Source organism: Staphylococcus sp. GDX8P114P-2 (assembly GCF_017892945.1).
GTDB lineage: Bacteria > Bacillota > Bacilli > Staphylococcales > Staphylococcaceae > Staphylococcus > Staphylococcus arlettae.
This window is the reverse complement of sequence record NZ_JAESMB010000009.1, coordinates 17519-31903: the sequence shown is the minus strand read 5'-3', so window position 1 is coordinate 31903 and position 14385 is coordinate 17519. Positions and strand designations below refer to the sequence as shown.

Annotated in this window: 13 protein-coding genes; 8 read left to right on the top strand and 5 right to left on the bottom strand. The window is 34.7% G+C overall.

The window, feature by feature from the left end; genetic code table 11:
• Positions 1–15: 15 nt before the first annotated feature.
• The 4 genes from KA845_RS05195 to KA845_RS05180 all read right to left on the bottom strand — a co-directional run bounded on the left by KA845_RS05195 (position 16) and on the right by KA845_RS05180 (position 3332).
• Positions 16–363, bottom strand: coding sequence for a MerR family transcriptional regulator (locus tag KA845_RS05195; protein WP_210127829.1), 348 nt, complete (start codon positions 361–363; stop codon positions 16–18).
• Between the two features lie 173 nt (positions 364–536).
• Positions 537–857, bottom strand: coding sequence for a hypothetical protein (locus tag KA845_RS05190; RefSeq protein WP_002510377.1), 321 nt, complete (start codon positions 855–857; stop codon positions 537–539).
• A 32-nt stretch (positions 858–889) separates the two neighbouring features.
• Complete coding sequence (locus tag KA845_RS05185) at positions 890–1648, bottom strand: SDR family oxidoreductase (RefSeq protein WP_002510376.1); 759 nt, start codon at positions 1646–1648, stop codon at positions 890–892.
• A gap of 217 nt (positions 1649–1865) precedes the next feature.
• A complete protein-coding gene (locus KA845_RS05180) occupies positions 1866–3332 on the bottom strand; it encodes an Msr family ABC-F type ribosomal protection protein (protein ID WP_210127828.1) in 1467 nt (488 codons plus the stop codon).
• Positions 3333–3785: 453 nt separating this feature from the next.
• On the opposite strand from KA845_RS05180, the gene isaB reads away from it, so the two are divergent.
• Positions 3786–4358 carry an immunodominant staphylococcal antigen IsaB family protein gene (gene isaB / locus KA845_RS05175; protein WP_210127827.1) on the top strand — a complete coding sequence of 191 codons (573 nt, stop codon included), beginning with the start codon at positions 3786–3788 and terminating at the stop codon, positions 4356–4358.
• A 296-nt stretch (positions 4359–4654) separates the two neighbouring features.
• Here isaB and KA845_RS05170 read toward each other — a convergent pair whose 3' ends face one another.
• Complete coding sequence (locus tag KA845_RS05170) at positions 4655–5410, bottom strand: DeoR/GlpR family DNA-binding transcription regulator (protein WP_021459543.1); 756 nt, start codon at positions 5408–5410, stop codon at positions 4655–4657.
• 201 nt (positions 5411–5611) lie between these two features.
• On the opposite strand from KA845_RS05170, the gene KA845_RS05165 reads away from it, so the two are divergent.
• Genes KA845_RS05165 through KA845_RS05135 form a run of 7 tightly spaced genes read left to right on the top strand, consistent with a single transcriptional unit; the run spans position 5612 to position 14377 of the window.
• Entirely contained in the window at positions 5612–7066 is a 1455-nt protein-coding gene (locus tag KA845_RS05165; RefSeq protein ID WP_210127826.1) for a CoA-acylating methylmalonate-semialdehyde dehydrogenase, read from the top strand.
• A gap of 15 nt (positions 7067–7081) precedes the next feature.
• Positions 7082–7900, top strand: coding sequence for a 5-deoxy-glucuronate isomerase (iolB, locus tag KA845_RS05160; protein WP_103388307.1), 819 nt, complete (start codon positions 7082–7084; stop codon positions 7898–7900).
• 15 nt (positions 7901–7915) lie between these two features.
• Positions 7916–8875, top strand: coding sequence for a 5-dehydro-2-deoxygluconokinase (gene iolC, locus KA845_RS05155; protein WP_021459540.1), 960 nt, complete (start codon positions 7916–7918; stop codon positions 8873–8875).
• Positions 8876–8887: 12 nt separating this feature from the next.
• Positions 8888–10801 carry a 3D-(3,5/4)-trihydroxycyclohexane-1,2-dione acylhydrolase (decyclizing) gene (gene iolD / locus KA845_RS05150; protein ID WP_021459539.1) on the top strand — a complete coding sequence of 638 codons (1914 nt, stop codon included), beginning with the start codon at positions 8888–8890 and terminating at the stop codon, positions 10799–10801.
• A gap of 16 nt (positions 10802–10817) precedes the next feature.
• Positions 10818–11837, top strand: a complete 1020-nt coding sequence (locus KA845_RS05145; protein WP_204172282.1) for a Gfo/Idh/MocA family protein — start codon at positions 10818–10820, stop codon at positions 11835–11837.
• Between the two features lie 10 nt (positions 11838–11847).
• Positions 11848–12747 (top strand): myo-inosose-2 dehydratase, encoded by a 900-nt coding sequence (gene iolE, locus KA845_RS05140; protein WP_204172283.1) that lies wholly within the window; start codon positions 11848–11850, stop codon positions 12745–12747.
• A gap of 40 nt (positions 12748–12787) precedes the next feature.
• Complete coding sequence (locus KA845_RS05135) at positions 12788–14377, top strand: solute:sodium symporter family transporter (protein WP_021459536.1); 1590 nt, start codon at positions 12788–12790, stop codon at positions 14375–14377.
• Positions 14378–14385: the final 8 nt, after the last annotated feature.

Here is a 14385-nt window from a genome sequence, read left to right as displayed (position 1 = left end):
CTAAATCTTTTGCTGTTATTCGCTTTCCAATAATTCGAATTTTTTATCTAACACTTGAAGTGCTTCATCTATAAGTTTTTTTTGTTCTAATAAATTTTTTTGATGTTTTAAAAAAATGTCTCTACGCTTCATTTTGGTAGAGCTTCCTTGATGATACAATTCGGCAATTTCTTTTAATTTTGATATAGGCATTTGTGTCTGACGCATGCATTTTATAAATTCAATCCAATATAAGTCTTCTTCGGAAAAGTCTCTATAGCCATTTTTATTTCTCGCCACGAATGGAAAAAGTCCTGCTTTATCATAGTAGCGAATGGTATGTTCGCTGATGCCTAAATTATCTGCTACTTGTTTTACTCGCATAATTTTCCTCCTAAAAAAGGCTAGGACATCATTGATTCGTCCCAGCCGCGTGTCATATTGTCAGTAGATGACAGTACTAAAATTGCGCCTCAAATTAAGCTTTTTTAATTCCAGTCATTTTATCAGTGTGAGATGACAAAATCTTTTTAATTTCTGTCCCAACCCCTTTGTGTTTATTTAATAAGTTGGGAAAGTAAATCGTCATAGTTATTATGAATGATAGCTTCAAAGCCAAATGTTGATTCCATATCATCTTTTAATGTTTCTACAGTGATATAACCTATGCGTTCAGGGTCATCTATTTGTAAGCCAATGCGTTGAATATCATTGTGGAATAAATTATTTTGATGAGATAGTTCTATGATTTCATTAGCTAAAGATTTCACGTAATCATTGTTCGATAAAGATACGTTTTTGTCGTCTAGCACACTTTCTTCTGAAATAATTTTGATCTCTGTTTCATTTCCTTTATATAGTGCTAAAAAGTAATTCATATCAAAATGGCCTCCCTAGTGTTTAAAATTATCTAACGTGTCGTATAACCACCATTTGCAAATAAGGTTTGTCCGTTGATCCACCAACCATCTAAAGTTAAAAAAGTAATAATCGGTGCAATGTCTTCGATATTAGTCAGTTGATTATGGAGTGCTTGGGATTTATGGAATGCCACAGCATCTTCACCTTCTTGAGGATAGAAGAAAGGTGTGTCCATTGGACCAGGCGCTACTGCATTAACAGAAATCCCTCTATCCATAAACTCTGCTGATGCTGCACGAGTATAATGCTCGACAGGTGCTTTCCCTCCAGCATAAGTTGAATAGAAACCTGTATAAGCAGCTAGCAATGCGGTAGCTATGGTGATGATTTTACCATTATCATTCATCGACTTCTCAGCATATTTTATAAAGAAATACGCTGATTTTGCGTTGATGTCTGACATGCTATCAAATTCGGCTTCAGTCGTTTCAGCAATCGGTTTTTTCAGTACTTTTCCTACGGTATTAATTGCGATGTCAATTTTTCCAAAGGTGTTTTCAGCATGTTGAAATAATGCCTGGACATTATCAACTTTAGTTAAATCACCAGAGAATAGTGTGCCTTGACCCCCTAAATCTTCGACTTGTGACAGTGTAGCTTTTGCATCGGCTAACGAATGTTCATCGTGATGATGGATTACTATTTTAGCGCCTGCTTTAGCATACGTAGTACTTAATAAGCCACCAAGGTTTTTAGCACCACCAGCAATAACTACAACTTTGTCTGTTAAGCTATTAAATTTGCCCATATTATATAACCTCCTTTGAATATATTACAAGCATAAACCTTAGAGCGCGATATCAAGCAAGCGCTTATTGAATATTTCTAATTATGCTTAAGGGAGGTAGTAATATCGTGTCAGTAAATAAAACAAAGGCACATACAAAATGTATGTGCCTTAGCCTGTAATTTTATGTTAGTGCACTTCTCGCAGAAGTGGGCCAAATCACTGCCAATATTATAAATTAAGTTACATCATAAATGGACTGTTTTGTTAGTTCCCATTTGTGATCTGCTACATGCTCAACAAATCTGCTATCATGTGACGTGAATAAAATGATACCTGGGTATTTATTCATAAACAATTCTAATGCTTCTAATGTTTTAATGTCTAAAAAGTTAGTGGGTTCGTCTAAAATTAATACATTCGCTTGTGTTGAAAACAACACTGCTAACGATAATTTAGTGCGTTCGCCACCACTCAAAACTTTACAAGAACGCTCAAGTGCTTCATTTAAACCTAAATTATTTAAAATAGCTCTACTAAATGATTCGGATGAATCAGTTTCGTCCATTAAATATTGTAATAAAGAAACATCACGCATTTCTTCATAAGCAAGTTGACGATAATAGGCCATTTGTATTTTTGGAGAACACTCAATACCCTCCATTCGATGATAAATCGCTTCAAGTAAAGTTGTTTTACCTGCGCCATTAGCACCTATGAACGCTATATTTTTACCATAAGGTATTTGGAAACGTACTTGTGACAACAATGTTTGATTGCCTTGTCTTAATGTTAGATTTTGTGCAATGATTGGATAATTATTATGAATATCATAAATGTTATTGTGTGGAAAATGGAAGCCGTGTTCATTTTGTGGTTTTTCGACTTCTTCTAAATGTTCTATTCTTTTTTCAATGTGTTTCGCTTGTTTTTGAGCAGCTTTCTCCACTGATCCTTTTTGTTTTGAAGCACTTAAACGATCGGGTTCGATACTTTTGTTTTTTTGTTTTAAAGATGCTTGGGACATCTGTTGCGCCTGTTTTCGTTTAGTTTTACTTGCTTGGGATAGCCTTTGCTTCTCACATACATATTGGTCATATTGACGCTGTTGTTCTAAATGTTCTTGTTCGCGCTGTTGTTGATATTGTGAATAATTCCCTTTGAACACTCTGATTGTACCGTCTGCTTGTATATCCCATATGGTGTCAGCGATTTGATCTATGAGCGCTCTGTCATGACTCACTACAATTAACGTGCCATAATAATATTTTAAAATATTATAAAGATAATCTTTACCATAGTTATCTAAATGATTCGTAGGTTCATCTAAAAGTAAGATTGGACTATAATTCGATAACACATTAGCTAATTTATATTTAGCTTTTTCTCCACCACTCATACTGTCAGTGGTATGCATAGGAATCCCGAGTTCACTCATTAAGCTACCATCTAAGGTATCAAAATCATGGTCCACGTCCATGTTAAGTTGTTCGAAATATTGAACTACACCATCAGTTTCAACAGTTCCTGATTCTGGTGTTATTTTTTGCGCAATCATATTTAGTAATGTGGTTTTGCCCGTACCATTACCTCCAATAAGTGCTATTTTTTCAAATTGATAAGCATAAAGCTGCTCAATGTTAAGTGAGCGCCAATCTGTCAATTTATGATTGATTTGGTGAAATTTAATTGTATATTGTTCCATGTCGATACACTCCTTGTAATGTTAAAGGACGTGTACGCAAAAAAAATGAGACAGGCCTCTCCCGTCTCATTCACATTACACTTTCGGTCGCATAAAATTATTGCGATGCTATTGTATTTGAAAGTGTTATTATTCCTAGCGAAGGATAAAAAATGACATACGTCACCTATGAGTGTGTATTGCGGACAGCCTTTTTTGAATTAATTTAGTTTTGTATTCAAAAAAGTTTGTCTAAGTCTCATAGAAGCTGTCATTTTAATTCTCCTCTCCTGTAATGTAGTGACATTACTATAACATTTTATAATGTGTTTTACAATATAGCTATAAAAACAAAATTCGTTTTCAATTATCAATAAAATTTATATTTACTTGCAATTATAGCAAATAAGCGTACTATTAAAGTGAATAATTACACTCTGCCAATTGAGATATTATAAACAGGAGTGATTTGCTATGAAAAAGGTAATGCAGTTATTTTCATCAACTGTTGTTGTCTCAACGCTTATTGTAGGTACTTCAATAGCATACATTACGACTAGTAGTACTAATGCACAAGCAGCAGAACAAGTTCAAAAATGGGGATATGGTGAAGGTGGTGCTAGTAGTGAAAGTGGTACTAATTTAAAAGCGGAAACACCGTGGTATAACTATGAGGGATATACAACTTATGATCCTTCGTTTACTCAAGATTATAACTTTGTCCGCGCATTAAAATACGATAATGTAGCTATCAATGGTTATAAGGTAGATCCAAACGCTCTGATTGAATTTGATCATTCAAAAGAGTTGTATGATACAACCGTTAATTTTAATGAAAAAGATGAAGTAGTAATGTTAAGTTTTGATACTAAGCCAGATACGGTTTCTAAAAAAGTATTTAAACAAGCACATGAAAGTAATGCAATTTTAACAGAAGGTGATACTCCGGGTGATGTAGGTACTTTTGTTAGATATGAAACAAATGATGGTTATTATAATGTCTATTTTGATAAACAAGGTTATTTGTATCAAATTGAAATTCATTAATGATAGCAAAATATTGTTTCATCAATGTAGACCCAGATAATAATAGATTTGAGTATCACTAAATTGTTAATTGATAAATCACTATGATAAAAATGGGCGAAAATTTCGAGAGGTGAAGAGGAGACTGTTAAAGTCTTCTCTTTTTTAGTTAAGTAATGATGGTATGTAAATATCAAAAAAAGCTAGGTATCAAGTGTGTTTGTACTTGATTCCCTAGCTTTTTTGAGAAATGACTTAAACTCTTTAATTGTAAAAACGTATAGTTACAAACGATTGATGAACTTTAAGCATTAATATTAAAAGTGAACTGTGATGTTTTGATCGTGACAATAATCTTTAATATCATTAGGGGGGTTTTTATCAGTGAACATTTTACTAATGCTGTTTAAAGGACAGTAGGTTAATAAAGTGGATTTCCCCATTTTACTGTAATCAGCTAAGACATATGTTTCTTTTGCCTTACCTGTAATATATTGTTTAATTAAATTTTCTTCCATTTCGGAATTGGATAATCCATTTTGTACATTAATCCCTGTTGCCGCCATAAAGGCTTTGCTAATGTTGAATTTTTCTAATAGCATATTAGCACTAATACCTATAAAAGATCGCGTAATCGGTTTATATTTTTCACCAATAATAAACAATGTGACGTATTCAAACTGTGATGCTTTATTCATTATATCTAAGCTGTTAGTTATTATCGTAAACGGTAAGTTTTTATCGACATAATCTAAGATATGTATCGTTGTAGTACCTGTATCAATATAGATAATGTCATAGGCTTCAATTTCTTTAGCAGCAAGCTCACCAATATGCTTTTTGGATTTATAGTTTTTACTATTTCGTTGGTAATAATCCACAGTTCTATGATTTTCCTCAATAAGTTCTATGCCGCCGTATACTTTTTTTACGACATTCATATCTACAAGTTGATTTATGTCACGTCGGATGGTGTTAGTTGAAACATTGAAAGTTTCAACCAACTCTTCTATTGACGCTGTTTTATTATTTTTTATGAAAGCTTCAATTTCATAAATACGTTTAGATTTCATATATGATTCCCCCATTTATTACAATATACCCAATTTAAGTTGTATAAACAACCTAAAACTAAAATAGTTACTCAAAAGTTGACATTATTCTAACGTTATTATAAGATGTTTTCAACAAGTAACCAATAGTTAACCAAAAAGTACTTATTGTCCGACTATTTTTGTAAGCGGTTACTCATAAAATGATTGGAGGATTTTATAATGGCAGAAATCTTAAAGAACTATATTAATGGTGAGTGGAAAGCATCTGAGAGTACAGAAACTTTGGATGTATTAAACCCTGCAACTAAAGAAGTTGTTGCAAAGGTACCCGTATCTACACGTAAAGAGTTAGATGAAGCGGCACAAATAGCACATGATGCATTTCAAGAATGGAAAGAAGTTGCTGTTCCGAAACGTGCGCGTTTGCTATTTAAGTTACAACAATTATTCATAGATAATAAAGATGAACTCGCAGCAATCATTACTAAAGAAAATGGTAAAAATACAACTGAAGCATTAGGTGAAGTACAACGTGGTATTGAAAATGTTGAATTTGCAGCAGGTACACCATCATTAATGATGGGTGATTCGTTATCAAGTATTGCAACGAATATTGAAGGTACAAGCTATAAATATCCTGTAGGGGTTGTTGGTGGAATTACGCCATTTAATTTCCCAATGATGGTGCCATGTTGGATGTTCCCGATGGCGATTTCGTTAGGTAATACCTTTGTAATTAAACCATCAGAAAAAACACCGTTATTAGTTAACAAACTAGCTGAATTAGTTGAAGCTGCAGGCTTCCCTAAAGGTGTATTCAATGTTGTTCATGGCGCACATGATGTGGTTAATGGCATTTGTGAAAATGAACATATTAAGGCCGTGTCATTCGTTGGTTCTAAACCAGTTGGCGCGTATGTGTATAAAAAAGCAACAGAGAACTTAAAACGTGCGCAATGTTTAACAGGTGCTAAAAATCATACGATTGTCTTAAACGATGCCGATATTGATACAGCTGTTAAAGATGTTATCGGTGCAGCATTTGGTTCAGCAGGTGAACGTTGTATGGCTGCAGCTGTCATTGCAGTACAATCTAATGTTTATGATGAATTTAAAGAAAAATTAGTGCAGGCATCTAAAGATATTGTCATTGGTAATGGCATTGAGGACAATGTATTTTTAGGTCCAGTTATCAGAGAAGAAAATAAAGCGAAGACATTACAATATGTAGATGAGGGTGTAAAAGAAGGTGCTAAATTAGTGCTGGATGGTAGAGATGGTAACAATGAAGATGGATATTTCGTTAAACCAACCATTTTCGAAGATGTTACAACGGATATGAAGTTATGGCAGGATGAAATATTTGCGCCTGTATTATCGCTTGTTAAAGTAGATAGTTTAAAAGAAGGCATTGCTTTAGCTAATCAATCTGAATTTGCCAATGGTGCTTGCTTATTTACTGATAGTGCTTCATCAATCAGATACTTTAGAGAAAATGTTGATGCAGGCATGTTAGGCATTAACTTAGGTGTCCCTGCACCAATGGCGATTTTCCCATTCTCAGGTTGGAAATCTTCGTTCTACGGTTCATTACATGCTAATGGTAAGGATAGTATTGAATTTTATACTCACAGAAAAGTTGTTACAGCACGTCACGGAGAACCACAATTTTAAGGAGTGAAGATAGAAATGGCTCATTTATTAAATAAACCTGTACATCATCCATTAAGTGATGATGTACAAGTCATTCACGATTTGCAACCCAATGATATTAATCTAGATTATATCGGCTTGAAAGTACTAGATATTAAAAGCGGTGGCAATTATGAGGAAGCAACAGAAGATTTTGAATTATGCATTGTAGCCTTAACAGGTAAAGTTACAGTGTCAGATGGTACTAATACATTTGAACATATCGGCACGAGAGATTCTGTATTTGAAAAAATTCCAACAGATAGTGTCTACATTTCAAAACAGCATAATATAACAATAGAGGCTGTTACAGATGCAAGAGTCATTTTATGCTATGCACCTGCGGATGAAGTTCGAGAGACACAATTGATACCTGCAAGTGAAAATTCAATTGAAGATAGAGGGAAATATTCCAACAAACGTCATGTACACAACATTTTACCAGATACACATAAAGCGAGTGAGAAATTATTAGTTGTAGAAGTGTATACAGATCAAGGTAATTGGTCTAGCTATCCGCCACATAAACATGACCAGGATAATTTACCTAATGAGTCATTATTAGAAGAAACCTATTATCATGAAATGAATCCACGTACTGGTTTTGTATTTCAAAGAGTGTATACAGATGATTTATCACTTGATGAAACAATGGCAGTTGAAAATAGTGATGTAGTGATAGTTCCTAAAGGCTATCATCCAGTAGCTGTCCCAGATGGTTATGATGGCTATTATTTAAATATTATGGCAGGGCCTAAAAAGGTTTGGAAATTTTATAATCAACCAGACCATGAATGGATTATTGATCGTAAATAAAAGGGGTGCTCGTAAATGGCTAATAAGAAACATATCGTAGCAATAGGTCGTGCTGCAGTCGATTTAAATGCAAAAGAAATTAATAGACCCATGGAAGAAACATCAACATTTAGTAAATATGTGGGTGGTTCTCCAGCAAATATCATGATTGGTGCTGCAAAGCTAGGATTAGACGTTGGCATGATTGCCAATGTCTCTGATGACCAACATGGTCGATTTGTCACAAATTACTTTAATGAAGTCGGTGTTGATACATCACAAATTCATGTCGATGAAGAAGGACATAAAATTGGTTTAACTTTTACTGAAATTAAAAGTCCTACAGAATCTAGCATTTTAATGTATAGAGAAGCAGTTGCAGACTTATTTTTAGCTCCAGAACATGTAGATGAGTTATACATCAAAAATTCGGAATATTTGCTCATTTCTGGAACGGCTTTAGCACAATCACCTTCGAGAGAATCTGTGTTAAAAGCACTAGCACTTGCTAAAAAACATGATGTTAAAGTGATTTTTGAATTAGATTATCGTCCATATAATTGGAGAAATACAGAAGAAACGTCAATCTACTATGAATTAATTGCTGAACAAGCAGATGTTGTTATTGGTACAAGAGATGAATTCGACATGGTTGAACGTTATCAAGCATTGTCAGACCAAGAGATTAGCAACGTGCTATTCACTAAAAACCCTAATTTAGTAGTCATCAAACATGGTGTACAAGGCTCATTTGCATTTGATAAAGCCGGAAATATATATGAAGGTATAGCCTTTAAAGCAAATGTTGTCAAAACATTTGGTGCAGGAGACTCATATGCCGCAGCCTTTATTTATGCATATGTTAAGGGCAAAAGTGTGGAGGAAGCACTGCAATATGGTGCCGCATCAGCAGCAATCGTAGTTAGTAGTCACAGTTCATCAGAAGCTATGCCTACTGTAGAAAAAATCGAAGACTTAATTAAAGAACAATCTTAAGGTGGTGCAAACATGGTCAATACGGTGAGATTAACGACAGGAGAAGCAATCGTTAAGTTTTTAACACAACAATATATTTATGTTGATGGCGAAGAAACACGTTTTGTAGAAGGTGTAATGAATATCTTCGGACACGGTAATGTACTTGGTATGGGTGAAGGATTATCAAAATATCAACAGGAATTGAAAATTATTCAAGGTAAAAATGAACAAGGTATGGCACATACTGCGATTGGCTTTAGTAAACAAAGGCTAAGAAAGAAAATTTTTGCAGTGACGAGTTCTGTTGGTCCTGGTTCTGCCAATGTTGTAACAGCTGCAGGTACTGCGGCAGCCAATCATATCCCTGTACTATTTCTTCCTGGAGATACGTTTGCGACACGTCAACCAGACCCAGTATTACAACAAATAGAAAATCCCCAAAGTATTGGTATAACAACAAATGATGCGCTTAAACCATTATCTAGATATTTTGATTGCATTACACGACCAGAACAAATTATGTCAGCACTTATTAGAGCATTTGAAGTAATGACCAACCCACAGACGGCAGGACCAGTTACATTGGCATTAAGTCAAGATGTGCAAGGTGAAGCGTTTGATTTTCCAGAAACCTTCTTTGAAAAGCGTGTCCATTATGTAGATAGATTAGAGCCGTCTGAACGTGCGATTGAGCTTGCTAGTAACATATTGAAAACTGCTAAAAAGCCATTAGTCATCGTTGGCGGTGGTGCTAAGTATTCTGAAGCACAAAAAGAAATCAAACAACTGATTGAAACGCACAACATTCCTATGGCTGAAACACAAGCTGGTAAATCAACAATTGAGGCTTCTCATCCATTAAATTTAGGTGGATTAGGTGTGACAGGTAATTTAGCGGCTAATATCTATGCTAAAGAGGCTGATGTCATTGTTGGTATAGGCACGAGGTACTCCGATTTTACAACGAGTTCCAAGACCGCTATTAATTTCGACACTGCAAAATTGATAAATATTAATATCAATAGGGTGGATGCATACAAGTTAGATGCAACACAAGTAGTAGGTGATGCGAAAGTGTCAGTGCTTAAACTCAAGGATGCATTAAATGACTATCAATTCGATATAACAGACCTAGTTTCTGATATTAAACAGCAATGGTCAAATGAACGTGCGAGATTGGCGACTGTCAATATTAACAGTGACGATTTTACACCTGAAATTGCGGATCAGTTTGATCAAGCCAAAATGAAACAATATGTGGAAGCATTACAAACTGAGTTGCCACAAACAAATGCGTTAATTGAAGTGAATAACACGATTGCACCAGATGCAATCATTGTTGCCGCAGCAGGTTCCTTGCCAGGTGATTTAGAACGATTATGGGAAACAGATGCGTTCAACACATACAACATGGAATATGGGTATTCGACGATGGGCTATGAAATTGCTGCGGCAGTAGGTGCGAAAATTGCAGAACCTAATAAAGAAGTTTATGCACTCGTCGGTGATGGTAGCTTCCTTATGTTGCATACCGAACTCATAACAGCACTGCAGTATAACTATAAAATCAATATTATTTTATTTGATAATAGTGGCTTTGGCTGTATTAACAACTTACAAATGGGCAATGGAAGTGAAAGCTTCTGCACAGAGTTCACAGATTATAACGGTCAACCACTAAATATAGACTATCAAAAAGTGGCTGAAGGTTATGGTGCCAAATCTTATAAGGTGAATGATACGAAGTCGTTAGCAACAGCGATTGAGCAGGCTAAGCAAGAGACTAAATCTACGTTGATTGACATTAAAACGTTGCCTAAAACTATGACAGACGGCTATGAGTCCTTTTGGAATGTCGGAGTTTCTGAGCATAGTGACAAACCTTCAATAAAAGAAGCATTTTCACAAAAAGCACAAACAATGAAAACAGCGAAACATTATTAAGATAGGTGGTACAACTATGACAAAGATAAAAATAGGACAAGTCGGTCTTGGTAGATTAGGGCAAGTGCATGCTTCCAATATAGTAAATCATGTTAAAAATGCCGAATTATATGCCGTTGCAAGTGTAGTGGATGCGGAACTCGCATATGCAAAAGATCAATTAGGTGTTCAACATTGTTATAAATCATACAATGAAATGATTGGAAATGATGAATTAGATGCTGTCGTTATAGTATCACCGAGTGGTTTTCATGCCGTGCAAATCACGCAAGCACTTGAAAAAGGTTTGCATGTGTTCTCTGAAAAACCCATTGGTTTAGAGTTAGAACATATTAAACAAGTCGTAACTGAGATTGATAAGCATCCAGATAAAGTCTTTCAATTAGGCTTTATGCGCCGTTTCGATGAATCGTATTTATATGCCAAAGAAGCTGTAGACAATGGTGACCTAGGTAAAATTACAGCAATGCGCTGTTATGGTATTGACCCAAGTGCAGGTCTTGATAGCTTTATTCAATTTGCCAAAAACAGTGCCAGTGGTGGGATCTTTTTAGATATGTCGATCCATGATATCGATTTAGTAAGATGGTTCACTGGATCGGAATTTAAAAGCGTTTATTCCCTAGGAAATAACATCGCCGCACCTGAATTATCTGATTGTGAAGAGCTGGAAACAGGAGCATGTTTATCAGAACTTGAAGATGGAACCATTGCTTACTTTTTAGCTGGTCGTAATGCGCAGCACGGTTATCATGTCGAAACGGAAATTATTGGTACTGAAGGTATGATTCGTATCGGTAATGCACCGGAAAAAAACTTGGTAACACTTTATGACAAAAATGGTGTTGTCAGACCGACTTCAGAACATTTTCCTGAACGATTTAGATTTGCTTTCGTGAATGAATTAAATACATTTGTTAATTCAATTAACAATAAAGAACAATCAACGATTACTGGTGTGGATGGCTTGAAAAGTACAGAAGTTGCCATTGCTATGCAAGAATCATTTGAGTCTAAACAGATAATTAAGTTATGAGGTGAGTAAAATGACTAGAGACATTCGTTATGCATGTGCTCCAATCGCATGGACAAATGATGATATGCCTGAATTAGGCAACGAAAATTCCTTTGAACAATGTATTAGTGAAATGGCATTAGCAGGATATGAAGGTACTGAAATAGGCAATAAATATCCGAAAGATGCCGAAGTATTAAAGGATTATTTAGAGGCACGGGGATTATCAGTAGCAAGTGCGTGGCTTAGCTTATATTTAACATCTGCTCCTTATGAAGTAACGAGACAGGCATTTATTGAGCATAGAGATTTCTTACATGCACTTGGTGCTAAAGTAATCGTAGTGTCAGAGCAAGGTAACAGTATTCAAGGAAAGTTAGATAAAGCCTTATTTAAAGATAAGCCGATTTTTACTGAAGCAGAATGGATACGCTTGATAGACGGTTTGGAAAAATTAGGACAATTAGCTCATGAGAAAGATATGGAAATTGTGTATCACCACCATATGGGGACAGGTATACAAACAACAGCAGAAATTGATGAGTTAATGAAGAGAACAAGCAAAGATAATGTTTCCCTACTATTTGACACTGGTCACCTTTTGGTATCTGGAGAAGATCCTCTAGCAATATTTAACAAGCATGAAGATCGAATTAAGCATATTCATTTTAAAGATGTGAGACAAGAAGTAAAAGCAGCAATAGAAAAAGAACAACAATGTTTTTTAGAAGGTGTAAGAAAAGGTATGTTCACTGTACCAGGAGACGGCATTATTGATTTTGAACCCATTTTAAATAAAATATACAACTCAAATTATAGTGGTTGGATTGTAGTTGAAGCCGAACAAGATCCATCAATAGCTAATCCATTTAAATACGCCAAAAAAGCAAAAGAATACATGTCTAATATTTGTAATAACGTAGTTATATAACAGGTTAGAGTGATCTATACCTCAAGGGAGGGAAATTGCCGTGAGTTTATTTGCAGGGATTTCATTTATAGTAGTAATACTGTTAGTAGGGTTGTATGCATTTTTAAGAAGTAGAAAAATTAACACTAAAAACTCTGATGGATACTTCATGGGTGGTAGAAGTTTAACCGGTTTTACAATTGCTTCTACTATCATTATGACAAATCTATCTACAGAACAAATAGTCGGTCAAAACGGTCAAAGTTTTATGGCCGGTATGGAAGTTATGGCATGGGAAGTAACAGCAGCAGTAGCCATAGTAATATTGGCGCTGGTATTTTTACCAAGGTATTTTAGATACGGTGTAGATACGATATCAGATTTTATTGAGCTGCGATTTGATACGTTTACTAAGCGATTGGTATCATTATTATTCATATTTACATATGTTGTGTCATTTTTACCAGTTGTTTTATATTCAGGTGCACTTGTATTTAATAAAATATTCAATATTAGTGAAATGTTAAATATAAGTGATATGACGGCTGTGGTACTTATATCAACATTTATCGGAATTTTCGGAATAATTTATTTGTTTATCGGTGGTCTGTCATTAAGTGCACACAGTGATTCTATATATGGTATTGGACTCATTATAGGAGGACTCGCCATACCTGTCTTAGGTTTGATTCTCTTTGGTAATGGTAGTCTGTTACATGGATTTGATAAAGTTGTGCAAAACACACCGGAGAAATTAAATTCATTAGGTGCAATAGACTCTGATATCGTACCTTGGCCAACATTATTCTTTGGTATGTTTTTCAATAATTTATTCTTTTGGTGTACTAACCAAATGATAGTTCAAAAAGCATTAGCAGGTAAAAACCTCAAAGAAGCGCAAAAAGGGGCTATGTTTGTCGGCATATTTAAAATTTTTGGCGCATTATTCTTAGTATTCCCAGGAGTACTTGCTTTTAATATGTTAGGCGATAAAGTCACAAATCCTGATAATGCATATCCTATGTTAGTAAATGAAGTATTACCAGGTTGGGCTTATGGGTTGTTTGGTGCAGTGATTTTTGGAGCAATTCTTAGTTCATTTGTAGGGTCATTAAATAGTACAGCAACTTTATTCTCTCTAGATTTTTATAAATCAGTAATTAATAAAGAAGCTACAAATAAACAAGTGTCTAGAATGGGAAGAATCGTAACGATACTTGTCGGCGTTGTTGTAGTAATTATAGCGCCAATGATTTCAATTTTCCCACAAGGTTTGTACGCTGTAGTTCAAGAATTTAACGGTATTTACAATATGCCATTATTAGTATTAATACTAGTAGGATTTTTCGTTAAAAGGACATCACAGCAAGGTGCTAAAGTGATGTTTATTTTACACATTATTATGTATGCGCTTTCAAAAGTATTGTTAACAGACATACACTACTTATATGTATTAAGTGTATTATTCTTTATTGATTTATTCATAGTTCTATTATTTAACAAATGGAAACCATCGGATGAATTTGATTTCAATGTAAATTACGCAAAAGTAGATATTACACCGTGGAAATATAGATATGTAGTTGGTGCGATTATCGTAATAGTAGTAATTGGTACTTATATCTTATTTTCACCACTAGGTATAGCTTAAAAGGAGGA

Excerpts from the sequence above, each read along its gene's own strand:
- iolC (WP_021459540.1), top strand. The coding sequence starts at position 7,916 with ATGGCTAATAAGAAACATATCGTAGCAATAGGTCGTGCTGCAGTCGAT.
- iolD (WP_021459539.1), top strand. The coding sequence starts at position 8,888 with ATGGTCAATACGGTGAGATTAACGACAGGAGAAGCAATCGTTAAGTTT.
- KA845_RS05165 (WP_210127826.1), top strand. The coding sequence starts at position 5,612 with ATGGCAGAAATCTTAAAGAACTATATTAATGGTGAGTGGAAAGCATCT.
- iolE (WP_204172283.1), top strand. The coding sequence starts at position 11,848 with ATGACTAGAGACATTCGTTATGCATGTGCTCCAATCGCATGGACAAAT.
- isaB (WP_210127827.1), top strand. The coding sequence starts at position 3,786 with ATGAAAAAGGTAATGCAGTTATTTTCATCAACTGTTGTTGTCTCAACG.
- KA845_RS05190 (WP_002510377.1), bottom strand. The coding sequence starts at position 857 with ATGAATTACTTTTTAGCACTATATAAAGGAAATGAAACAGAGATCAAA.
- iolB (WP_103388307.1), top strand. The coding sequence starts at position 7,082 with ATGGCTCATTTATTAAATAAACCTGTACATCATCCATTAAGTGATGAT.
- KA845_RS05185 (WP_002510376.1), bottom strand. The coding sequence starts at position 1,648 with ATGGGCAAATTTAATAGCTTAACAGACAAAGTTGTAGTTATTGCTGGT.
- KA845_RS05145 (WP_204172282.1), top strand. The coding sequence starts at position 10,818 with ATGACAAAGATAAAAATAGGACAAGTCGGTCTTGGTAGATTAGGGCAA.
- KA845_RS05170 (WP_021459543.1), bottom strand. The coding sequence starts at position 5,410 with ATGAAATCTAAACGTATTTATGAAATTGAAGCTTTCATAAAAAATAAT.
- KA845_RS05195 (WP_210127829.1), bottom strand. The coding sequence starts at position 363 with ATGCGAGTAAAACAAGTAGCAGATAATTTAGGCATCAGCGAACATACC.
- KA845_RS05180 (WP_210127828.1), bottom strand. The coding sequence starts at position 3,332 with ATGGAACAATATACAATTAAATTTCACCAAATCAATCATAAATTGACA.